The 21,987-nt window shown below is 63.4% G+C and carries 17 protein-coding genes; 1 reads left to right on the top strand and 16 read right to left on the bottom strand.

From position 1 onward, the window contains the following. Positions 1 to 41: 41 nt before the first annotated feature. The 16 genes from FRF71_RS12710 to FRF71_RS12635 all read right to left on the bottom strand — a co-directional run bounded on the left by FRF71_RS12710 (position 42) and on the right by FRF71_RS12635 (position 20,853). On the bottom strand, positions 42 to 1,148 hold the full coding sequence (locus FRF71_RS12710; protein WP_147090998.1) for an ABC transporter permease: 1,107 nt from the start codon (positions 1,146 to 1,148) through the stop codon (positions 42 to 44). After that, entirely contained in the window at positions 1,145 to 2,278 is a 1,134-nt protein-coding gene (locus FRF71_RS12705; RefSeq protein WP_147090997.1) for an ABC transporter permease, read from the bottom strand. The genes FRF71_RS12710 and FRF71_RS12705 overlap by 4 nt, the downstream gene beginning before the upstream one ends. Continuing rightward, positions 2,275 to 3,999, bottom strand: a complete 1,725-nt coding sequence (locus tag FRF71_RS12700; protein ID WP_147090996.1) for an ATP-binding cassette domain-containing protein — start codon at positions 3,997 to 3,999, stop codon at positions 2,275 to 2,277. The genes FRF71_RS12705 and FRF71_RS12700 overlap by 4 nt, the downstream gene beginning before the upstream one ends. 9 nt (positions 4,000 to 4,008) lie before the next feature. After that, positions 4,009 to 5,034, bottom strand: a complete 1,026-nt coding sequence (locus tag FRF71_RS12695; RefSeq protein WP_147090995.1) for an HlyD family secretion protein — start codon at positions 5,032 to 5,034, stop codon at positions 4,009 to 4,011. Between the two features lie 71 nt (positions 5,035 to 5,105). Then, positions 5,106 to 7,004: an XrtA/PEP-CTERM system amidotransferase gene (locus FRF71_RS12690; protein ID WP_147090994.1), complete on the bottom strand. Its 1,899-nt coding sequence runs from the start codon at positions 7,002 to 7,004 to the stop codon at positions 5,106 to 5,108. Between the two features lie 12 nt (positions 7,005 to 7,016). Continuing rightward, positions 7,017 to 8,564 carry an exosortase A gene (xrtA, locus tag FRF71_RS12685; protein ID WP_147090993.1) on the bottom strand — a complete coding sequence of 516 codons (1,548 nt, stop codon included), beginning with the start codon at positions 8,562 to 8,564 and terminating at the stop codon, positions 7,017 to 7,019. Continuing rightward, the gene (locus FRF71_RS12680; RefSeq protein ID WP_147090992.1) at positions 8,554 to 9,813 is read right to left on the bottom strand and encodes a TIGR03087 family PEP-CTERM/XrtA system glycosyltransferase; all 1,260 of its coding nucleotides are present in this window, start codon (positions 9,811 to 9,813) and stop codon (positions 8,554 to 8,556) included. The genes xrtA and FRF71_RS12680 overlap by 11 nt, the downstream gene beginning before the upstream one ends. After that, the gene (locus tag FRF71_RS12675; RefSeq protein WP_147090991.1) at positions 9,789 to 10,862 is read right to left on the bottom strand and encodes a FemAB family XrtA/PEP-CTERM system-associated protein; all 1,074 of its coding nucleotides are present in this window, start codon (positions 10,860 to 10,862) and stop codon (positions 9,789 to 9,791) included. The genes FRF71_RS12680 and FRF71_RS12675 overlap by 25 nt, the downstream gene beginning before the upstream one ends. Then, positions 10,859 to 11,737: an XrtA system polysaccharide deacetylase gene (locus FRF71_RS12670; RefSeq protein WP_147090990.1), complete on the bottom strand. Its 879-nt coding sequence runs from the start codon at positions 11,735 to 11,737 to the stop codon at positions 10,859 to 10,861. Before FRF71_RS12670 ends, FRF71_RS12675 begins: the two co-directional genes overlap by 4 nt. 13 nt (positions 11,738 to 11,750) lie before the next feature. Further along, positions 11,751 to 12,917, bottom strand: a complete 1,167-nt coding sequence (locus tag FRF71_RS12665) for an XrtA/PEP-CTERM system-associated ATPase (protein WP_147090989.1) — start codon at positions 12,915 to 12,917, stop codon at positions 11,751 to 11,753. Positions 12,918 to 12,936: 19 nt separating this feature from the next. After that, positions 12,937 to 14,688, bottom strand: a complete 1,752-nt coding sequence (locus FRF71_RS12660; RefSeq protein ID WP_147090988.1) for a TonB-dependent receptor — start codon at positions 14,686 to 14,688, stop codon at positions 12,937 to 12,939. Positions 14,689 to 14,690: 2 nt separating this feature from the next. Beyond that, on the bottom strand, positions 14,691 to 15,764 hold the full coding sequence (locus FRF71_RS12655) for an AAA family ATPase (RefSeq protein ID WP_147090987.1): 1,074 nt from the start codon (positions 15,762 to 15,764) through the stop codon (positions 14,691 to 14,693). A 10-nt stretch (positions 15,765 to 15,774) separates the two neighbouring features. Beyond that, positions 15,775 to 17,295, bottom strand: a complete 1,521-nt coding sequence (locus FRF71_RS12650) for an XrtA system polysaccharide chain length determinant (protein WP_147090986.1) — start codon at positions 17,293 to 17,295, stop codon at positions 15,775 to 15,777. A gap of 25 nt (positions 17,296 to 17,320) precedes the next feature. After that, positions 17,321 to 17,965: an XrtA/PEP-CTERM system exopolysaccharide export protein gene (locus FRF71_RS12645; RefSeq protein ID WP_147090985.1), complete on the bottom strand. Its 645-nt coding sequence runs from the start codon at positions 17,963 to 17,965 to the stop codon at positions 17,321 to 17,323. 189 nt (positions 17,966 to 18,154) lie between these two features. Beyond that, complete coding sequence (locus FRF71_RS12640; protein ID WP_147090984.1) at positions 18,155 to 19,381, bottom strand: pyridoxal-dependent decarboxylase, exosortase A system-associated; 1,227 nt, start codon at positions 19,379 to 19,381, stop codon at positions 18,155 to 18,157. Then, positions 19,378 to 20,853 (bottom strand): acyl-CoA ligase (AMP-forming), exosortase A system-associated, encoded by a 1,476-nt coding sequence (locus tag FRF71_RS12635; RefSeq protein ID WP_147091655.1) that lies wholly within the window; start codon positions 20,851 to 20,853, stop codon positions 19,378 to 19,380. The genes FRF71_RS12640 and FRF71_RS12635 overlap by 4 nt, the downstream gene beginning before the upstream one ends. A 269-nt stretch (positions 20,854 to 21,122) precedes the next feature. Here FRF71_RS12635 and FRF71_RS12630 point away from each other — a divergent pair, with 269 nt between their 5' ends. Continuing rightward, positions 21,123 to 21,950 (top strand): GNAT family N-acetyltransferase, encoded by an 828-nt coding sequence (locus FRF71_RS12630; protein ID WP_238339231.1) that lies wholly within the window; start codon positions 21,123 to 21,125, stop codon positions 21,948 to 21,950. Positions 21,951 to 21,987: the final 37 nt, after the last annotated feature.

Genomic DNA, 21,987 nt, shown 5'->3' with positions numbered 1-21,987 from the left:
GATTTCTTTCCGGCATGCGGTGAGCCGAGTCCAATTTCTGATCAGTTGCTGCGTCCACGCAACAGGGTGTGACCCACACCGAAGGCGATGATTGAGACCAGAATCATCGGCCAGATATGGTCCATGATCATCGCCGAAGGCATATTCTTGAGGAAGACGCCGTGGCATACTGCCAGCAAGTGACTGAGCGGATCGACGGCTGCGATTGGCTGAAGCCAAGCCGGCATTCCATCAATCGGACTTGCATAGCCCGAAAGGAGGATCATCGGGACGATCACCAGGAAGCCGCCCAAAAATGCTTGCTGCTGGTTGGCTGCAACGCTGGATATTGCCAATCCGATCGAGCTAACGGCCAGGCTGAATGCAGCGATAGCCAATACAATCAAGGCATAAGAACCCAGAAACGGGACATCCGACAGCCAGGCAACCATCGTCACGTAAAACGAACCATTGAACAGCCCGACCAGAAAGGCGGGAACCGCCTTGCCCAGCAGGATCTCCCAGTGCCGCATCGGCAGGGCCATCAACTGGTCGTATGTTCCAAACTCACGCTCCCGAGCGACGGCCTGGACTGAGACCGACAGGACCAGAACCGTTGTGATCACAGCTATCATCCCCGGAAGGGTGAACCAGCTGTAGTCAAGGTTCGGGTTGTACCAATTGCGCACTGCCAGGTCAGGACCACTCGCGCCGGGCTGAAGGGCCAAGCCGGTTGTTGCAGCGATCTCTGAAAGATAAGCTGTAACTATCTGAGCTGCATTCACTCTGCGGCCATCAAGCAGCAGGCCGATCTCTCCGCCCTCACCGCGCGCAACCCGGGCCGAAAGGTCCGGCGGCAGGATCAGCCCGCCCAGCACTTCTCGCTGCTCGATCGCTTCGCCGAGCGCCTTTTCATTGGGATAAACGATAACTTCCCCGACATTGCGGGTCGCGCCGACTGCTGCCAGGAACTGCTCGGAAGCGATGCCGGTGTCGCGATTGACCAGGCCAAGCGAGACGTTCTTCACCTCAAGTGTTGTGGCCAGGCCAAACAGCACCAACTGGATCACCGGGCTGGCGACCAGCGTGGTGAGGACGCGCCGATCGCGCAGCACCACGGCAAGCTCCTTGAGCGCCATGGCCATAATCCGGACCAGGGCCCCGCTCATGCGATCTGCCGCTTGATTGCGCGCGTCACGCGCAGGAAGAAGAACGCCCCGAACCCCAACAGAGCCAGGATATTGGGCAGAAACATCGACCAGATATCGCCTACTAGGAACACGCTTTGCAGTGGCGGAATCAGATAGCGGGCCGGCACGATATAGGTCAGCCACTGGATGGCGATTGGCATGGAATCGATCTCGAACAGAAAGCCCGATAGCAGCAGTGAGGGCAGGAAGCCCGAAAGCAGCGCGAACTGCGTCGAAACGAACTGGTTCTTGGTCCCGGCAGAGATCAGCAGCCCCTGCCCCAGCACGGCCGCCAGGAAGGCGGAGGAGACCAGGAACAATGCCAGGAACGAACCGCGGAACGGCAAGCCATAGCCGACCACAGCAACGGCAACGCAAATCGCTGTCGAAGCGAGGCCCAGCACGTAATAGGGGAGGAGCTTGCTGAGCACGAGACCGGGGATTGAGATCGGGGTCGAAAGCAGGCCCTCCATGGTCCCGCGCTCATACTCCCGAGCCATAATCAGGGCAGTGAGCAGGCTGCCGATCATTGCCATGACGATACCGATCGCGCCGGGCACCAGCATGTACCGGCTCTCAAGCTCAGGATTGTAGGTATAACGTGCAATGAGGCTTAGCGGGGGCCGGAACGACTGATCCTGCTCACGCGCCTTGGCCTGGCTCCAGGCGCGCAGGGTACCGCGCAGGTTACTGGCCAGCAGGGTTGCCGTATTGACCTGCGAGCCATCGGTAACCAGTTGGACGATCGGCGCCTGCCCGCTGGACAGATCGCGTTCAAACCCGTCCGGAATCACCACGAAGCCCCGTAAAGCGCCACTGCGCAGCGCCGGTTCGGCCGCAGCTACGCTGTCCTTTTCGGCAATCCGGAAATAGGAATTGTTCGATAACGTGGCCGCAAGATCGCGTGAGGCGCTGGTCCGATCCAGGTCGATCAGCCCGGTCCTTGTGCCGTGGACGTCAAGAGTAACCGCGCTGCCAAACAGGAACATCAGGATCAGCGGCATCAGCACGACCAGCCCGAAGGTGGAGGGATCGAGCCAGATTTGCGCCCATTCCTTGGCCCGGATCGCGGCGGCCCGGCGCCAGAACAGCGGATCGCGACCGCTCATGCCGCAACCTCCGCCAGGGCCCGGCGCTGCGTATCGATCAGACTGAAGAATGCCGCTTCAAGCGAGGATGCAGCCTCGCCGCCCAGGATGGATCGCCGCAGTTCGTCGGGCGTACCCTGTGCAATCGTCTGCGAACGATTGATCACCAGCACCCGATCGCAATTTTCGGCCTCGTCCATGAAGTGCGTGGTCACCAGCACCGCTGTGCCGCGCGCGGCAATAGCGTTGATGTGGTGCCAGAATTCGCGCCGAACCAAAGGATCGACGCCAGAGGTCGGCTCATCAAGGAAGAGCACAGGCGGCGTGTGCAGCACCGCCGCACCCAGCGCCAGCCGTTGCTTTACGCCCAACGGAAGCAGGCCAGAGGCAGAGTCGAGATAGGGTTCCAATCCGAGCGCAGAGACAACCCGCTCGATTGCAGAGGCCTGCGCACTGCCGGTCAGGCCATAAGCTCCGGCCACGAACTTGAGATTGGCAGCAACAGTCAGATCGCCGTAGAGTGAAAACTTCTGCGGCATATAGCCCAGCGCCTGCCGCGCTTCGGCACTCGCCACGGACAAGTCGCGGCCGGCCACGGTGCCTCGCCCTGCACTCGGTGTCGCGAGACCGCAGAGCATCCGGAAAGTGGTCGATTTCCCGGCACCGTTTGGTCCAAGCAGGCCGAAAATCTCGCCTGGCCTGACCGAGAAGGAAATGTCCTGCGCCGCGACAAAATCTCCGTACCGCCGGGTAAGCCCGATCGCCGCGATAGCGGGCTGATCGGGCTGATCAAGCCGCAGCGGAAAGGCCTCGGCCAGGGCGCTTGGCTGCAGCGGCACACCATCGTCAAGCATGGCGGCAAAGCCTTCATCGGGGCGAGCAGCCACCGCTTTCCAACCGCCACCTGCTGGTGCCGCGGCATGCCGGGTCAGCGCATGCAGCTCGCCGCCTTCGATCCGACCCGAAACGACCGCAGGATCAAGCAGCAGATCCTGCAACGCCTGGCGGCGTACACCGTCCGGCAGATGCCGCGAATAGCAGCGCCCCCTGGCGCCTTCAGCCAGACCATCGGGCGGCCCGTGATAGCGGATCTCGCCTTCGTGCAGCAGGACGATTTCATCGCACCGGGCTGCGTCTTCAAGGATGTTGGTGGTCCAGACCAGGCTGGTGCCAGGACCAGACAGGTCCATCGCCAGTTGCCAGATCTCTTGCCGCGAAACGGGATCGACCCCGACCGATGGCTCATCCAGCAACATCAGCCGTGGTGCGGCGACCACTGCGCAGGCCATCGCCAGTTTCTGCCGCATGCCACCAGAGAGCTTGCCAGCAGGGCGATCCTGGAACTGCGCCAGACCGGTCAGCCGATAGAGGTGCTCCATCCGCTCGGGGCTGTCTTGTGGCTCCACACCGCGCAGCCGGGCATAGAGTTCAAGATTTTGACGCACGGTCAATTCGGCATAAAGCGCCCCGCCTTGCGGCATATAGCCCACCTGGCTCCGATCAAGCTGGTCGGGCGGGCCACCAAGCAGTTCGACCGTGCCGCCATCGGCAGTCACCAATCCGGCGAAGATACGCATCAGCGTGGTCTTGCCGCCGGCATCCGGCCCGACCAAACCGAGCCGCCGTCCGGGTGCCAAGCACAGCGATACGCCGCGCAGAGCTTCGACCGGCGGCGCACCGCGGCGCGCACCCTTGAAGCGCTTGGTTACGCCTTCAAGCCGGAGGAGCGGCGCCTCCGCCATGACGCGCCGTCAACGCTTTCCGTCGGCGGGAATGGAAACAGTGACCGGTTGCCCCTGGCGCAATTCACCCCGGGGATCATCAACCGTGAGCCGCAGGCGATAGACCAGGTCGGCCCGCAACTGTTCGGTCTGCACGGTCTTGGGAGTGAACTCTGCAACTGGCGCGATGTAGCCGATTCTGGCCGGCCAGCGCTTGTCACTGCCGTCAACGCTGACCGTCACCGCCATACCGGGACGGATCTTGGGAAGGTCGGGCTCGGCAACATAGGCACGGACGCGGACCGGCTGGGTCAGGGCTACGGTCAGAACAGTCTGGCCGGGCTGGACGATTGCACCCAATTCCCTCGCCCGGGTCAGGACCTGGCCTTGTTCCGCAGCGATGATCCGGGCGTCCGAAAGGTCTGTCTGCACGGATCGGCGCTCGGCAAAGGCGGCATTGCGTGAAGCCTCGCTCGCCGCGCGATCCTCGGCACGGACACCTTCCTCAGCCAGCGACAGCGAATTGCGGGCTGCAGACAGGCTGGCTTCGGCGGCGGCAACGCCAGCTTCGGCGGTCTGGACATCGGCCTTGCTGATAAAGCCCTTGTCGACCAGCGCCTGGCGGCGTTCGAACTGGCGGCGCGCCTCGATCAGCCGCGCTTCGGCAGCAGCAACGGCGGCGCGCGCCTCACCCACTTCTTGCGGGCGAGAACCATTGGCATCGCGTTGCGCCGCTGCGCTGGCGGCATCAAGCCGCGCTGCCGCTCCTGCCAGACGGTCATCAAGCGGGCGGGTATCGAGTTCAGCCAGGACCTGGCCAGGGACAACCCGGTCACCTTCGTCGACATAAAGCTTGCTGATCCGCCCGCCAACACGGAAGCCAAGCTGGACTTCGCGAATCTCGACGTTGCCGTAAAGCTTGAGCTGGCCATCGTCGGCGCCGCCCCATAGGCCGGCCCAGCGACCGCCCAGAAAGATCAAACCGGCAAGGATAATCAGCAGGATCGCCTGCTTCAGCCGGCCTGATTTCGCGCTCCCCGCGGGCGTTTCGCCCATTATTAGCCTCCCCTGGAATCTCGAAGATTCACAAGCGGAAGCTACCCGAAGCTAGAACGCGGTCAAGGCCGTCAGGCGATGATCCCCAATCGCGCGAGCGATCTATCGAGCATGAGCAACTGCCACAGCAGACGGCCATGATCGCTGCCGCCAGAGATGTGCTCTTCGGCAATCCGGCCGAGCGCGGCGCCATCGAACCACCCGGTTCGGGCAAGCGGGGCGCTACTGCCGATTGCTCGGGCTGCGCCTGCCAGCGGCCCGCGCAGCCACTGACTGATCGGCGTAACGAAGCCTTGCTTGGGCCGGAACAGCACTTCATCGGGGAGATAGCGGCGCATGGCCTGCTTCATCAACCATTTGCCCTGTCCGCCCCGCAGCCGGAGCCCTTCCGGGAGCGCCGCAGCGAATTCTATCAGGCGATGATCAAGCAGCGGCTCGCGCGCCTCAAGGCTGACGGCCATCGAGGTGCGATCGACCTTGGTCAGGATGTCACCCGGCAGCCAGAACTTCAGATCGGCGTATTGCGCCCGGTCCAGTCCGGAGCGCGCCGGAGCCCGCCGCATTAGGTCCACAAAGACCTGCTCAGCCCGATAATCCCCACGCTCGCGCAGGAAATCAGACGAATAAAGCCGCTCGCGCAGTTCTGGCGGTGCAAACCCTACCGCCCGGGCGTAACCTTCTGCGCCGTCCAGAGCGAGCGACTGGAATGTCGCCTTTGCGCGCAGCGAGCGCGGGGCCCAATCTGCCTTTGGATAGAGCGCCCCCAGTGCGCCGAACAGAGGTTTACGCAAGGCGCCAGGAAGCACGCCTCTGACGCGCTCTTCAGCATGATGAAACCGATGGCGACGATAGCCGGCAAGCGCTTCGTCCGCCCCATCTCCAGACAGGGCGACCGTCACCGTTTCGCGCGCTAATTGGCTGACACGCCAGGTCGGCAGCGCCGAGGCATCAGCGAAGGGTTCGTCGAACATCGCGACCAGTGTGCCGACCTGTTCGAAGTCGTCACTGCCAACCACGCGGGCGCGGTGGTTGCTGCCGAAGCGTTCGGCGACAAGCCGGGCATAGGCGGTCTCGTCGAGCGAGGCCTCATCGAAGCCGATGCTGCACGTATTGACCGGGCTGCGGCTAGCCTCTGCCATCAACGCGACAACGCTGGAGCTGTCTACCCCGCCTGACAGGAAGGCACCAAGCGGGACGTCCGATACCATCCGCGAAGTCACGGCCTGGCGCAGCAGGTGCAGCAGTTCGGCCTCAAGGTCCGCTGCCCGCCCTTGGCGGCGCTGGGCAAAGCTGACATCCCACCACTGCGCTGGCTGCGGCAGCGCAGTGCCGTGTTTCAGCAGCAGCGAGTGCCCTGCGGGAAGCTTATGCACGCCAGCCAGGATCGAACGGTGATCGGGGACGTAACCCCAAGCCAGATAATCCTCGATCGCGAGCGGATCGACTTCGCGGCGAAGCAGGGGGTGGGCAGCCAGACCCTTGAGCTCGGAGGCGAAGGCCAGGCTGCCATCGCTGAGCGGAGCATAGAACAGCGGCTTCACGCCAAGCCGGTCACGAGCAAGGAATAAAGTGCGGCCCTCAAGGTCGTAGATCGCAAAGGCGAACATCCCGTGCAGACGCGGCAAGCAGGCCGGCCCCCACTTCTGCCAGGCAGCAAGGATCACCTCGCTATCGCCATCGGTGCGGAAGATCGCCCCGCTGGCGCGCAGTTCCTCGCGCAGCTCGCGATAGTTGTAGATCTCTCCGTTGAACACCAACATGGCACGACCGTCGCTGGAGGCCATCGGCTGCGGCGATCCGGCGAGGTCGATGATTGACAGCCGCAAGTGGCCCAGGCCCACTCCGGGAGCGGTCCAGACGCCCTGCCCATCGGGCCCGCGATGCGCCATCGCTGTGCACATCCGCTCGACCCTGGCGGGGTCGACCGGCTTCGGCGTGGTCAGGTGGAAGATCCCGGCAATTCCGCACATAGGTGTTGTCGCCTAGCGGAGCGCTACGATGCGGTCCATCCATGGCCCGACTGGGCCCGTCGCCTGCCGAAACCGGTCCAGCGTGGTGCCTGGGTCTTCCGCACCGCTTGCCTCGACCGAAAGGATCAGCATCACGGTCGGATTTCGCCGCAGCAGCAGGCGATCCTCAATCGTCGCCAGCTTGAGCTTGAGTGCGCTTCCAGTCAGCAGATCGCCGTTGCGGTAATAGGTCTGGGCTAGGCGTTCCACGCTGCCCCGGGCCCGCAGCAGATCTGATTTGGCGTCACGGGTGTGTGGTCCGGCGCTGTTCCATGACCACTCGCTGTCCTCTCGCAGAGCACCCTCGCCGAAGCCGGTTGCCTCGCGGCCCTCGGTTTGTGCCGGATAGAGCGCAAGGAACACATCGACCTTGCGTCCGCTGGCATCGGCATAGCGCCCAAGCAGGCGATGCTCGGCCCCGGCCGCGCGCGGCTCCCACGGTACGACAGGCGCGTAGTCAACCCGCTGCCAACCCGGCACTGCGGGGAGGAATATCTGCTGCGGCATCGGTGCGAGCAACGCTTCGGCCTTGCGGGCCCAGGCCTGGCCACTGAGCACCAGGCCACCGCAGAGCAGGATCGCAAGCGGAGCGGCAATCGCGCTGCGATCAAACAGTGCCGGCAGCTTCATCGCTGCAAGTGCTTCCCCATCGATGATCGGATCATCCACCGCCCGGTCGAAATGGCGCCACGACAGGCCGAGCACCGCCGCAATCACCAGTGCAAAGAAGAACCAGCCATAGACTATATGATCGAACCCGCCGGCCTTCTCGGCACCGACATACTGGGCCGCAAGGATCGTTCCCCAGGCGCGCACGCCATTGGCCAGGATCGGGGCGACGATGCACAGCGCCATGAACAACAGGCGGCGCTTCCAGCTACGGAAGCAGACGTTCGCGACCAGCGCCCCAAGCGCGATCATCGCAATCAGGAACTTCACGCCCGAGCAAGCCTCCGCCACTTCGAACAGGCCTGCCGGCGTATCGATGAACACGCCATCGATAACCGCCGGAATGCCGCTCAGCTTCACCAGGCCGATCGTCAGCGCAGCCGTTATCATCTGGAGCTGCGGCACCACTTCATCGCCAAAAGGCACCAGGAAGGCCATGTAGCCCAGCGGAAACATCAGTCCCAACCCCACACGCGGGCCCAAGAGGGTCAGCAGGCTGCCGGGCAGGACCAGTACCGCGCCAGCCTGCTGAACCAGGCTGAACCCGGCGAATCTTCCCAACACCCAGAGCAGCACGCCGCTGGCCACGAACAACAATCCGGGAGCCCAGGTCACCGGCACGAGCTTGCGCAGTTCATCGACCCGGAGCGATACAAGCCAGACCAGGATCGGGGGGATCAGCAGGATATGGTTATAGGTCGAACTGTCCCACCAGTGCTGTGCCATCATCAGCCAGTCGCCAGCGAACGCAAGGATTAGCCCCGCCCATACCAAGCCAAGCCACACCAACGCATTGCGCCATGGGCTCGTACCGGCATGGGCCGAGGTTAGCTGTAGGCTCTCAGGCGGCATTGCGCTTGCGCGCCTCGCCAATGCCGAGCATTTCGGGCAGCAGCGCGAGGCTGGCTTGCCAGCTGAGGTTGTCGACCACGTGGCGGCGCGCAGCTTTCCCGATCGTCGCGCCAAGACGGGAATGGGACAGGAAGGCGGAGATCCGATCAACCAGCGCGTCGTCGCTGTCCGCCACGGCAAAATGCTTGCCATCGGCGCCGCCGATCCCAGCGGCTGCGGCGCTGGTCAAGACGACCGGCAAGGCCATGGCCATGGCCTCGAGCACCTTGTTCTGGACCCCGCGAGCAATCTCCAGCGGTACCACCGCCATATCCGCGGCGGCCAGCCAAGTGCGAATATCGTCGACCCCGCCCCAGACATGAATGCCGTCCTGACCGTCGAAGCGGGTCAGTTCGTCAGGCGGGTTGCGTCCGACAACATGAAAGGTGGCGTCGGGCCGATGTGCGCGGATCCACGGCATCAGTCGCTCGATCATCCGCAGCGCGGCCTCGATGTTGGGCGCGTAGTCCATCTGACCTGTGAAGATCAGCTTCGGTCCAGCGTGCTCCATCATCCTGGCCGCCGGACGCACCGTCGCCGGATCGAAGAACTTGCTGTCAATTCCGTTGCGCAGGGCACGGACATCGCACGTCGCCGCAGCTTCGGGTGAAAGCCGCAAGCGAAACAACGCAGCTTCCTCGGCAGAAACCAATAGGCTTATGGCGGCGCGCCGGGCCTGGCGCTCTTCTTCCGCCCGTAACAGGCGCGCCTCGCGCGCGTTGATCCAGCGCCGCAGCCCCGTGTCGCGATCGGCATAGGCCTCGAACTTGGCGGAATCGACATCGACGAAATCGAAAACCACCCGTCCATTGAACCATGCCGGAATGTATTGCCCCATCTGCCCCGAAAAGACGAAGATCGTGCCGATTTGACGCTCGCGCAGAACCTGTTCGATATAACTCGCCAATTCGGCATTGGCGAAGGCCGGCAAGCTGACCGGGACCCGCTGTACCAGTGATTGCATGCCCGCAACGATCAGCGGCTTTACCCTGCGAACCAGCCGATAGCTGCGGGCAATTGCCGCCAGCTCCACCTCTTCGGCCAGATCGCGCTCGTCATCGGCAAAGGTCGCGACATGGACCGGAGCCAGCGCCGCCAAGCGCTTCAGAATATGGTGCGAACGAATTTTGTCCCCGCGATCGGGGGGAAATGGCATCCGGTGCGAGATGAACAGGATCTCGTTGTTCATGCCAGCCCCCGGGCGATCCATGGGCCGACCAGATTGGCCACCGGCAAGGGCAGCTTCTTCCATAGTGCGATGCGATTGGCATGGCGATCGCTGGTCGGATCGGCATCGCGCGCTTCGGCTCCTGGCGCGGTCCAGCTGGCATAGCCGAGCGGTTCAGCTTCGAACCCCCAGTTCTTCTTGAACTCGCCCGCCCCCGAATTGACCTTGGAGCGGCCGAAATCGAACCGCGCGCAGCCGCGCCTGCGGGCGTTGAGCATCAATTCAAAATACATTCGGTCATTGGCGCGCAGCTTGCGCGCCGCATGGGTGCCGCCACCCCAGTAAGGCATGACAGCGCCGCGATGATACAGCGAGAGGACGCTGGCCACCGGCTGGCCCTGGTGTGAGACGGTCAGGATATCGGCGTCCTCGCCAAAGGCATCGAGCACTTCGGCAAAGAGGCGCTTCGGAAAAACCGGGGTGCCAAGATTGCGGACGCTTTCGGCATAGACCGCGTAGTGCGCGTCGCGATCGGCCTGGGCGCTGCCGACCGACACTATCAGGTCGGCGGCCAGACCTTTGCGTACTTCCGCGCGCTGCTTGCGAGGAACCCACAGCAATTGCGCCTCATCGTCGGTCGCAAGGTCAGCGACATAGCCGCAATGAGAATCGTGGCGAACGTGCCAGCCCGCGCGATCCCGCGGCAAAGGGCCGCCGCGCAATTCGATCGTTGGACAGGAGCGCCGCAGCGCCTGGTCTTCGGCGAACGCGAGCAAGGCGTCAGCCTGCCCCCGCCCCGTCGCCAGGATACCGCCACCAACACCGAAACCGCTGGAGACAAGCACCCGGCCAAACAGCGGCGAATGCACCTCCAACAAAGGCAATACCGCCGTCAGGTCCGGCCCGTGCTCCAGCCCCAGCACCAGCGCCTTGTTGCCTGAGCCGCGCGCCACGGCGGTCAGCCAGGCCGGGCGATGGAAGGGCGTTGCATCCGGATGACCCGCGACAAAGGCGTCAATCCGCGCGAAAGTGTCGCGCTCGGCCGGGTCGAGCACGACCGGTGTCGCGGCATGGCGGAACGGCGCGTTCACGCGGCCAGATCCACGGCTGTTTGCGCCTCATGATGGGCAAGCCGGTCCATGCGGCCCCAAGCGAATTCGCGGATCAGCTGCTCCAGCTTTTCCGCCATAACGTCGAGGTTGGTATAGTGCCGCAGTTTCGAACGCAGCGGCGCTCCGGCCACGCGTGGCTGGGCCGGGTCAATCTCCCACGGATGGAAATAGAACACTGCCGGGCGCCGGTCCTGCGTGTTCACCTGGCGGATCGCCCAGCGCGAAAAGGCATAAGGTAGGACGCGGAAGAACCCCCCGCCGCCGGCCGCCAGCCGCTTGCCGGCAAACTGCGCCGTCGTAACCGGAATTTCGACCAGCGAGGACGAAGGCAATGGCCGGAAGGCAAAGCGCGGCGCATCGCGCCAGCCATAGTGATCATGGGTGATCGGCGCGACGCTCGAGCTATAGGCATAGCCCTGTTCGGCGAGCACTTCGTAGGCCCAGGGCGTGCGCTGATCAATCGAGAAACTGGGAGCGCGGTAGCCGGTGATCGCAACGCCGGCGGCATCTTCCAGCACCTTGCGGGCGCGCTCGACATCGCGGGCAAAGGCGTCACGTCCCAGCGTGAAGACGCGCGCATGGTCCCAGCCATGGCTGGCCAATTCGTGCCCGGCTTCGACGATCCGCCGCATCAGCGGACCATGGCGCGCTGCCACCCAGCCTAGCGTGAAGAAGGTGCCGTGGACCTCGCAGGATGCAAACAGCTCAAGGATCCGCTCGACATTGCGTTCCACCCGGTCGGACAGCGATTCCCAGCTCCGCCGATCGATCACGTTCTCGAACGCGCCGACCTGGAACCAGTCTTCGACATCGACGGACAAGCCATTGACCAGGCGAGGGATGGAAGCGCTCACGCAATTGCCCCAATCAGGCAGCCGCGCGGCTGGTGTCGTCGGCCTCGATCCACTCGATCAGCATGGTCAGGGTGTCGCGGATGGTCTGCTCTTGCTCCACCATTTTGACCTCCAGACCAGCATACCTCGCTTCGAGCGCGGCCAAGCGCTCTTCATTCAAGGCAGGGTGGACCAAATCAGCATCGCGTTCATTGGCCAGCTCCATCACGGCCTGCTGCAGCTCGGCAATCTGTGCATCGCGTTCCGCCAGCAAGCTTTGGAGTTGAGCGATGGCTGCAGCATCCATGGCGACCGGCTGCGCAGCAGGCGCGGGCTGCGGCGCCGCTTCGATGACCGGCTGCGGAGCGATCTTCTTGAGCTGCATTGTGCCATCAAGCTCAAGCTCGTCGAGCACCTGGCCCAGCATCGCCCGGTCAATCCGGCCGCGCTGCTCAACTGCGCCCAGCAGCATCAACCGGTTGCAGATCTGGTTGATCCGGCGCGGCACACCGCCCGAGGCTTCGTAAAGCTCGGTATATACGCCTTGGTCGAACTGCGGATTACCCACCCAACCGACGCACTTCAGGCGGTGCTCGATGTAGGTCTGGACTTCGCCCGGCTCCATTGCTTCAAGGTGATGGGCGGCGATTACGCGCTGGCGCAGCTGTTCAAGCTGTGGGTGATCCTGAATCGTGTCGCGGAATTCCGGCTGGCCGAGCAACAGCATCTGGAGCAGCGGATGCGCGCCAAGCTGGAAGTTGGAGAGCATGCGCAGCTCTTCCAGCGCTTCAAGTTCAAGGTTCTGGCTCTCGTCCACCACCAGCAGGCAGCGGCGGCCGGCGCGGGCCTCGTCGTGCAGGAAGGCTTCGATCGCGCCGAGCGCCGAAGCCTTGTCATGACCGTCGACAATCAGGCCGAGCGCCTGGGCCACGACATGGACCAGCTCTTCGCCATCGAGCTTACTGGTGACAATCTGGGCGGCAGTCAGCCGCGCCGGATCAATCGTTGCCATCAGATGGGCAACCAAGGTCGACTTACCGGCCCCGACCTCGCCAGTGATCACCACAAAGCCCTCGCCCTGGGCCAGGCCGTAGGAGAGATAGGACAGCGCCTTGCGGTGCGTCAGGCTCTCGAAATAGAAGGTCGGATCCGGGGTGAGTTGGAAAGGCCGCCCGCTGAGCCCGTAGAAATCGTTGAACATCTGCATCACTCCATCAGGCTCAGAACGAATAGCGTAGGCCGACCATGGCCTGGCCGGACCAGATATCGACCAGGTTCTCACGCTTGACCCCGTCGATGCCAACGGCGGCAGTGGCGGTCAGCTTGCTGGTCAGCTGACGGTAATAGGCGGCGGTCGCGCCGATTGCCGTGATGTCGCCAGACAAGGCGTCTCCGCTTTCGTACAAGCTTCCGTAGACGCTGGTTGAGAAGCTCGAACTCCGATCAATCCGGCCGTTGAGATAGGCCGCAACCCAGAGATTTTCGTCAATCACCCCATTCGCAGCTGCCAAGACCGTGCCCGGCGCGGCAATGAACCTACGGCGGTCATAACCGGCGCCAATTCCCGTCTGAAAGCGGTTGCCGTTGACGGTGTAGCTCGCCATCACGCCGCGCGACCGGAACACCGAGCTGCGGACTGAGCCAAGCGCGGTCGCGAGGCACGGGCTCTGACCCGCAGCAACTGAGCCACTGGTTGCGACACAGCCGGACAGGGAACCGTTGAAGGGGTTGCGCACCGCTTCGAACTCGGTCGGCAGGCTCGACAGCGCATTGTTGAGCTGGCCACCGAACCCGTTGATCGCATCATAGACCGAAACGTTGAAGCTGCTGCGCGAATTAGGCGCATAGGCGAAGCTGCCGTAATAGCTGGTTGAGCCATAGCGCTTACCGATATGAGCCTCGAGCGCAGTCCGGCGGCTGGGTCGCCACATAACCCCGGCATCCCAGATCAGACCATCAGCGTTGTAAGCAATCGCGCGCGGCACACTCTTGTCGGTAACAAAGCGGCCATCTGAACCCAGCACCGGCGCACCGGTGATCGGATCGCGCACGGCATCGCGACTGGAAACGCGCACCTTCTCGTAGCCAAGGCCGCCGACTACCTGGAGATCAGGCGTAATTGGCACAGTAACGTCGCCACGTACCCAGCGGTCTTCGATGCGTTGATCTAGATTGGAAACGTCTTCGCGGTTGTATCCCGCGCCGACGCCCAGTCCGACTGGCAGGACATCGCCCGGCTTCACGCCGGCGCGGACCGCTGCGTTGTGAGTAATCGAATCGTCGAACACATCGATCGGTGCCTGGCCCGGCGCAATTTGGACAGCGTCCGGCGATTCGACGCGGGTGTACCCCAACCGGTAAGAACCAGTCAGAGCAACGTCATCAACATGGGTAGCAAGCTGCGGGCCAGCATAGATCGCGTAGATCTGGGTGACGCTATCGCCGAACTCCAGCCCGCTGGTCACGGCAGCGCCATTGTTTTCGACGCTGGTGCGGGCGGCGAGAGCGCCGGCTTCGAACTTCAGCGTCTGCGGTACGACCGAAAGTGATGCCCGCGCCACGCCGCTGATCGCATCGCTGTCGGTCGCGTCACCCCAGCCAAAGCGGCGCTCATAACGGACCGAGACCGAGGCCTGATTGTTGCGCCCGGCAATCGCGGCATCAACCCCGGCGGCAAGCACGGAATAGGTCAGCACATCATTACCCGGCTTCAGCTCGGCGAAAACCACCTGCTGCGCCTCGATGTAAGGCGTGACCCTGACCTTCTTGCCACCACTGCGGCGCGATGAACGGACATCGTTCTTGCTATCGTCATTGCCTTCGGCAGCATCGCTTCCAAGATCTGACGAGGCCTGCGCGCCCGAACCGGACACGTCGCCATAAGCGATCGTCTGGGCATGGGCGGCCAGCGGCAGGCTCAGCGCAGTCCCGGCGCAGAGCACGACAACCAGCCGTTTGAAGTCAGAGGTCACGATTACCCCCCGTAGCCATAGTAGGACCCGAAGCGACGGCCACTCGGGCTGAAATGTACGGCGTTCAGAAGCAGTTGAATGTTCGGACATCCTGACAGGAGGCGGATTGCGTCCTCCAGCGAGCCTTGCCCGGTCCGGTCAGCGCGGGCGACAACAACAGCCTGCCCGACATACTTGGCCAGTTCAGCCGCGGGTGAGGCAGCCAGCGCCGGCGGCGAATCGAAGATGACGAAGCGGTGGGGTGCCCCCTCAACCAAGCGATCGAGCACCTGGCGGGTACGCGAACTGGAAAGGTATTCAGTGTCGGAGGTCGTGGCGTTACCCGCCGGGAGCACCCACAGGCCCGAGACATCGGTACCCTGCACGCAATCGGCGACATCTATTGACGGATCCGAGAGTGCGTCCATCAGCCCCTTGCCGCCTGGCAGGCCAAGCGAGGACAGCACCGAAGGCTTGGCGAAGTCGGCATCGACCAGCAGCACTTCGGTTTCCTTTTCGGCAGCGATCGCCAGCGCCAGATTGACCGCAGTAAAGGTCTTGCCCTCACCCGGATGGGGCGAGCAGATCAACACACGCTGCGCGGCATAGCCCATACCCTGCTGCTGCAGATGCCCGGCGTTGAGCAGCAGCTGCCGCTTCACGATCCGGAACTCTTCAAGCAGCGCGGTGACCGAACCTTCCGGAACAATCAGACCCTGGTCGCGCAGGTTCTGGCGGTTGACCGGATTGACCGCACCTTTGAACTGCACCGGCGCAACAGACTGGACCAGTTCAGTCGGCGGTGCGGCCGCGGCGGGCACGATGACCTCGGGCTCCACCACTTCGGGACGGGCCCTTGGGGCTGCTGCCGGCTCGGGCGCCGGCGCCGCCACGGGAGCGACTTCCTCAACCTCGGCCACTTCGTCGACGCGGCGATAGCGTCGACGCTTGGCCGCGGGCGGGATCAGCTCTTCCGGGATCGGCGCGGGGGCCAGCTTCACCAGATCGTAATTGCGCACCACACGCTCGATCAGCGAGCCTTTCACTTCGGCCGGCTCATCCTGCGGCGGAACGGGGATCTTGCTCTGTTCGGTCATTTCAAGCCTCTCACGCCACCATGCTGACCTGGATCATCTCGGCCACCAGCAGCAGCACAAAGATCCCGCCCAGCGCAGCGCTGGCCATGTAGAATTGCTTCATCCGGCGCTTGCGCAGCGCGCGGGCGCTGTCGGTCAGCGTTTGGCTGATGGCGCCAAGCACCGGCAGACCAGTGACCCGCTCGAGCTTTGCCGTGGTGGCAAAAGTCGAACGCAGCTGGCCGATCGCGAAGGCAGCGGCAACACCGGCACCAACGCCCAACACCAGCACGGCCACCAGCAGCAGCGGCCGGTTCGGCGCGACCGGGGCGCGCGGTGTCGTCGGCGGATCGATCACTTCGAACTTCACCGCATTGTGCTCGGTCTCGACCTGGCCGCGCAGGCGCAGCTCTTCACGGTCTTGCAGCAGCTTGTCATACTGCTGCTTCAGCACGTCATAATCGCGGTTGATCCGCTGCTGTTCGCCTGCCAGCTCCGGGTTGTTGACCTGCATACCGGTGACCCGGCTGATGTCCGATTGGATCGCGGCACGGCGCGCCATCAGCGACTGGACATTGGCCTGCCGCTCGGCCTTGATCGACTGCAGCGAGCTGTAGGCCGGGTTTGGAATGCCGTCCGCGCCGCCTTCTGAGCCTGCCGCCGCCTTCAGGGCGTTGACCTGGTTGCGCGCGGCAATCACGTCAGGATGGTTCTCGGTGAGGCCTCGCGAGCGCAGACCTGAAAGCATGGCTTGTGCCTCGGCCAAAGCGCCACGGGCGCCGCCTTGCGGACCGATGCCCGGCAGGGTCTGCGGCGTGCCGGCAAGCTGGCCATTGATTGCCGCTAGTGCCGACTGCGCGGCGGCAAGGTCTGCATCTATTCCGCGCAGTTCCGAACGGCTGGCTTCAAGCCGCTGGAGCGCGCTCGCCCCGCCCTGGATCAGTTCCGGATGCGAAGCTTCAAAGGCCAGGCGCTTCTGCTCGGCTGCTTCAAGCTCTTTCTGGCGATCGGCCAACTGCTGGTTCATGAAGTCAAGCGACTGAGTCATCTCGCCGCGGTTGCCGGCCAGGTTCTCTTCGCGGAAAATGTCGATGAGCTTCTGGGTGATGTCCTGGGCAATTTTCGCGTTTTCGGCATCCGAGCGCGAGCCATCCCCGAACTGGGCCTTAATCTCGAACAGGTTGTCCTTGACGTTCTCGACCTTGATCTTCTTCGCAAGGCCCAGGACCGCCGCTTCCATCTGCTTGGGCGAAGTGATCTCCTCGCCGACTGCAGTGGAGCGAATGACCTTTTCGAGATTGACCGCGCTGGTCAGGGTCTGCTGGACCCGGTCGATATCGCGTTTGCGATTGCCGACGCCAACTCCGGTCACTTCCGACAGAGCATCGTCGAGCTGCACATAGAGCCGCGCGTTCGATTCATAGGTGTTGGGCACCATGGCCACTACCAGCCAGCCGAGCAGGCAGACCGCCCAGGCAACGGCGAGCGCCAACCACCGGCGATGCCAGATCGAATGGAGCGCTGCGCGCAGTTCGTCGTAAATGTTGTTCATCGCCCGCCCTTCGCGCGCCCCTTCCTCAGAACGTGCTTTCAGGGATGATGATGACGTCGCCTGGCATCAGCATGACGTTGGCCTTGCTGTCGCCTTTGCGCAGCAAGTCACCCAGCTTGATCGCATACTCCTTCTGCGTGCCGCTTCCCTTGTCAAAGCGGATCAGGCGGGCCTTGTTGCCTGCGGCATATTCGCTGAGCCCCCCAACTGCGATCATTGCGTCCAGCAACGTCATGTTGGCACGATAGGGGATTGAGGCCGGCTTGGTGGTGGCCCCCACCACGCGAACCTGCTGGCTGAAGGTGCCGGCAAACTTGTTGACGATGACCGAGACCAGCGGTTCCTGGATGTACTGCGAAAGCTGCAGGGTGATGTCGTCCGCAAGCATTTTCGGCGTCTTGCCCACGGCCGGCATGTCGGTGATCAGCGGCGTGGTGATGCGACCGTCCGGGCGGACCTGGACCTGCGCGCCAAGTTCCGGATTCCGCCAGACGAAGATCGTCAACTCGTCGAGCGCACCGATCACGTATTCCTCACCCGGACCTTCCTGCATCGAGACGAAGGCTGCCGGCGGCAATTGCTGGCCGCCCCCGCCACTGGCGCAGCCTGACAGCGCCAGACTGGCCATGGCGCTACCGGCCAGCAGGCGCGTGAAACAGTCGATCGGCATCGGGCATATCCTCAAATCGGAGCGCCGTGCCGTTGATCGGGCTATGCCCTTCCCGCTCGCAGACCCGGCAGTTCAGCCTGCGGTATCGGCAAAAAGGGTGAATATTGCGTTAGTCTTACTCGTTGAGACGCGCGCGAAGCCGTTGTTTTCAGGCCCCGTACCGTTCGCCAATGCAGAGACGGCAAAAGGTTAAACCAGAAGTTCCGCCGCTGGCCCCTGGCCAAGGAACATCGCCGGGCTGGCACTTGCCCCATAGGCACCGGCGCAGAACACGGCGACGAGGTCGCCTACCTCGGCCCGCGGGAAGCCGCCCTTGTCCGCCAGACGATCAAGCGGCGTGCAAAGGCAGCCCACCACAGTCGCTTCCTCATCGACCGGCGCGTCAAAGCGGTTGGCAATAGCCACTGGATAGTTGCGACGGACCACCGTGCCAAAGTTACCCGAGGCGGCCAGCTGGTGATGAAGGCCGCCGTCTGTGACGAGGTAGACCTCTCCGTGGCTTAACTTACGGTCGACAACCCGCGTCAGGTAAACTCCTGCTTCACCGACCAAATATCGACCAAGTTCAATACAGAACCCGGTTCCGGCAAGCTCGGTCGGAAGCCTTTGGAACTGCGCACCCAGCGCCTCTCCCACAGCGGAGAGGTCCAAAGGTAGATCGCCAGGAAAGTATGGAATACCAAACCCGCCACCGAGGTTGACTTTGGGCGGCTGAGCTCCGGCCTCATCCGCCAAACGCGCCGCGAGGGCAATCGTCTCGGCCTGGGTCTCGGCAATCGCAGCCGCATCAAGTGCCTGGCTGCCTGCAAAGATATGGAAACCGCGCCAGTCCGCTCCGGCAGCCAGCAACCGTTTTACCAGAGTGGGCACCCGCTCGGCATCGATGCCAAAAGGCTTGGCCCCGCCGCCCATCTTCATCCCGGACCCTTTGAGGTCAAAATCTGGGTTCACCCGGACTGCAAGGCGCGGCGAAACGTCCAAACGTCCGGCAATAGTCAGCGCTCGGTCAGCTTCACCTTCGGATTCGAGATTGAGCGTGACGCCAGCCGAAATGGCCGCTTCCAGCTCAGAATCGCGCTTGCCAGGACCGGCAAAGCTGACCCGCGCCGGATCGATGCCAGCCGCCGTGACCATTGCCAGTTCGCCGCCAGAGGCGATGTCAAAGCCGTCGACAAGCCCCGCCATCGCCTGCAGCAGGGGACCGAAGGGGTTGGCCTTGACCGCATAGTTCAGCGCCACCTGGGCCGGTAACGCAGCGCGAAGTTCGGCCACGCGGCCCGCGATCCGATCGCGCGAATAGATAAACAGCGGCGTTCGCCCGGCCTGGACAACAAGGTCGCTGACCTTGTGACCGCCGATTGCAAGCTCGCCGTCAATCGCGACGAAGCCAGCCGGGATTGGGCCAAGCGGCTTCACGCCGTCAGCTCCGCGTAGAGCCCGGTCCGGTCGATCTTGCCGTTGGGGGAGATAGGCAGGGCGTGGCGCCAATGGATCTGCTTAGGCTGCATAAAATTGGGCAATTCTTGCATGAGTTTGCGAGGCAATTCTTCGATAGCATCTGAAGCGCCGGGAGCAGCCCGGACGACCAGATGCACGGCATGGCCCAGCCGATCATCAGGAATGCCCAGCGCCACTGCTTCGGCCACCAGACCTGTGCTGATCGCAGCGTCCTCGATTTCCTGCGGGCTGATGCGGTTGCCCGCGCTCTTGATCATGGCGTCACGCCGCCCGACGAAGTAGAGCAGTCCATCCGCTTCACGGCGAACCCGGTCGCCCGACCACACCGCCACGCCGCCATAGCGTGACGCCGCCGGAGCCGGCTTGTAGCGCTCTGCCGTCCGCTCTGGGTCCTGCCAGTACCCCTGGGCGACCAACGGGCCGCAATGGACCAGCTCGCCCTCTTCACCGTCATCTGTCACCGCGCCATCATCCCCGATCACCAGTATCTCGGCATGGGGAATAGCCGTGCCCATTGATGTAGGGTGGCTGTCAACCAAACTAGGATCGAGGAAGGTCGAACGGAACGCCTCGGTCAAACCGTACATGGGAAACAGTCGGGCTTGCGGGAACAGCGCTCGCAGGCGGCGAACGAGGTCAACCGTCAGCGCGCCGCCGCTATTGGTCAGGCGCTTCAGGCGGGCCGATGTCTCCTTCGGCCAGTCCAGTTCCGCAAGTTGCACCCACAACGGCGGCACTGCCGCCAGCGTCGTGACGTCATGCTTTTCGACCGCCTTTACGACATCGCGCGGGGTCAGGTAATCGAGCGGCACCACACAGCCGCCTGCAAACCAGGTCGAAAGCAGCTGGCTTTGCCCATAGTCAAACGACAGCGGCAGGACCGCCAGAGTGACGTCCTGCGACGTCAGGGCGAGGTAAGACGCCACGCTTTCAGCACCCAGCCACATGTTCGCGTGGCTCAGCATCACCCCTTTCGGCCGGCCCGTTGAGCCAGAGGTATAGAGGATCGCCGCAAGCTCTTGAGGATCAGCTTCTGATTCCGGTAAACCAGAACACTTCCCATATTCTACAATGGTTTCTGATTCAGACTTCACAATACACTGTAAGGGAATATCCCCCTCCTCGAGTGTCGCCAGTCGAGCTGGGGTGCCGACCAGCAGCCGCGATCCGCTATCGGACAGGATATAGGCGACCTGCGCACGCTTGAGCAGCGGATTGATCGGCACATGCACCAGCCCGGCGCGCGCCGCTGCGAGCGGCAACAGGCAGGTCAGTTCGCCCTTGGCCGCCCAGCTGGCGATCCGCGCACCTGGTTCCGGTACCTGCTGGGTCAACCAGGCCGCCAGTCGTCCGACACTTTCCCTTAAGTCATTGTGACTAAGGGTACGGTCGCGCAGCACGAGCGCCGGAGCCGCTCCCTCGCCCATCATGGCCAGGTGATCGAGCGGTTTCGGATCGATCGGCAGGCTGGCAGACACGGGGATGGGGCTCCGGGTGGTGGGGGATTGGGCGTGTGATTTCGGTCGAATATCACGATGATCTTAAGGAAGTGCAAGGTGATGCCGCCCTTGCTGCACTGCTGCATGCGCCCGCCGCCCGCGCGCCATTTGATCGGCTCGAATGGTGGCAGGGTCTCTCCGACTGCTGCAATTTGCTGCCTCTTATCGTTGTCGTTCGCGATGGTCGACACCGTGCCGTCATGCCCCTGCTCCGCCGCGGGCGTCAGGTCCATTGCCTGGCCAATTGGTACGCCTTCCGGGTAGCGCCGCTATTCACGCCCGGTGCCGATCGGGCATGGCTGCTATCCGAACTGGCCAAGGACCTCGCCGGACAGACACCACACCTGGTGCTTTCCCCGCTTCCAGACGAGCATGGCGAGACAAGTATGTTGGTCGAGGCCTTGCGTCAGGCCGGCTGGGTCACTTTTGTCGAGCGGTGCGACGTCAACCACGTGCTTACGGTCAATGGTCGCAGCTATGCCGCGTACCTGGCCGAACGAGCTGGCCCTTTGCGCACCACGCTAAAGCGCAAGGCTGACAAGGTCGAAGTAAGCATCGAAACGGCATTCAACCCGGACAGCTGGGACGCATACGAAGCGATCTACGCGCAGAGCTGGAAAGGTGAGGAAGGCTGCCCAGGCTTTCTGCGCCGCTTCGCCGAGCAGGAGGGGGCTGCAGGCCGTCTTCGTCTTGCCATCGCCCGGGCTGACGGGCGTCCGGTCGCCGCACAATTCTGGACGGTCGAGGCCGGAACCGCCTACATTCACAAGCTGGCCCATGTGGAAGACGCCAAGACGTTATCGCCCGGGACCACGCTGACTGCGGCCCTGCTGGAACGGGTAATCGATATCGACAAAGTTGATCTTGTCGATTTTGGCACCGGCAACGATGCCTATAAGCGCGACTGGATGGAGCTGGTCCGCCCGCGCTACCGGATCGAGGCCTTTCGCGCCAAATGGCCCGGAACATGGCCGGCAATCGCCCGCAAGCTACTGCGCAGGGTTGCAGCAGGCCAGTCCGATGGCTAGAGGCGCGGCCGTAGAGGAAACCACGCGGCACGGGGGA

The sequence above is a fragment of the Novosphingobium ginsenosidimutans genome (genome assembly GCF_007954425.1).
In the GTDB taxonomy this organism is placed as follows: domain Bacteria; phylum Pseudomonadota; class Alphaproteobacteria; order Sphingomonadales; family Sphingomonadaceae; genus Novosphingobium; species Novosphingobium ginsenosidimutans.
The sequence above is the reverse complement of the archived record's forward strand: the minus strand, read 5'-3'. Positions and strand labels throughout refer to the sequence as shown.

What these genes read in the sequence shown, in the direction of transcription:
- FRF71_RS12700 (WP_147090996.1), bottom strand. Translation starts at nt 3,999, where the DNA reads ATGGCGGAGGCGCCGCTCCTCCGGCTTGAAGGCGTAACCAAGCGCTTC.
- FRF71_RS12645 (WP_147090985.1), bottom strand. Translation starts at nt 17,965, where the DNA reads ATGCCGATCGACTGTTTCACGCGCCTGCTGGCCGGTAGCGCCATGGCC.
- FRF71_RS12690 (WP_147090994.1), bottom strand. Translation starts at nt 7,004, where the DNA reads ATGTGCGGAATTGCCGGGATCTTCCACCTGACCACGCCGAAGCCGGTC.
- FRF71_RS12655 (WP_147090987.1), bottom strand. Translation starts at nt 15,764, where the DNA reads ATGACCGAACAGAGCAAGATCCCCGTTCCGCCGCAGGATGAGCCGGCC.
- FRF71_RS12695 (WP_147090995.1), bottom strand. Translation starts at nt 5,034, where the DNA reads ATGGGCGAAACGCCCGCGGGGAGCGCGAAATCAGGCCGGCTGAAGCAG.
- FRF71_RS12665 (WP_147090989.1), bottom strand. Translation starts at nt 12,917, where the DNA reads ATGTTCAACGATTTCTACGGGCTCAGCGGGCGGCCTTTCCAACTCACC.
- FRF71_RS12710 (WP_147090998.1), bottom strand. Translation starts at nt 1,148, where the DNA reads ATGAGCGGGGCCCTGGTCCGGATTATGGCCATGGCGCTCAAGGAGCTT.
- FRF71_RS12650 (WP_147090986.1), bottom strand. Translation starts at nt 17,295, where the DNA reads ATGAACAACATTTACGACGAACTGCGCGCAGCGCTCCATTCGATCTGG.
- FRF71_RS12635 (WP_147091655.1), bottom strand. Translation starts at nt 20,853, where the DNA reads ATGATGGGCGAGGGAGCGGCTCCGGCGCTCGTGCTGCGCGACCGTACC.
- FRF71_RS12630 (WP_238339231.1), top strand. Translation starts at nt 21,123, where the DNA reads ATGCCCCTGCTCCGCCGCGGGCGTCAGGTCCATTGCCTGGCCAATTGG.
- xrtA (WP_147090993.1), bottom strand. Translation starts at nt 8,564, where the DNA reads ATGCCGCCTGAGAGCCTACAGCTAACCTCGGCCCATGCCGGTACGAGC.
- FRF71_RS12705 (WP_147090997.1), bottom strand. Translation starts at nt 2,278, where the DNA reads ATGAGCGGTCGCGATCCGCTGTTCTGGCGCCGGGCCGCCGCGATCCGG.
- FRF71_RS12680 (WP_147090992.1), bottom strand. Translation starts at nt 9,813, where the DNA reads ATGGATCGCCCGGGGGCTGGCATGAACAACGAGATCCTGTTCATCTCG.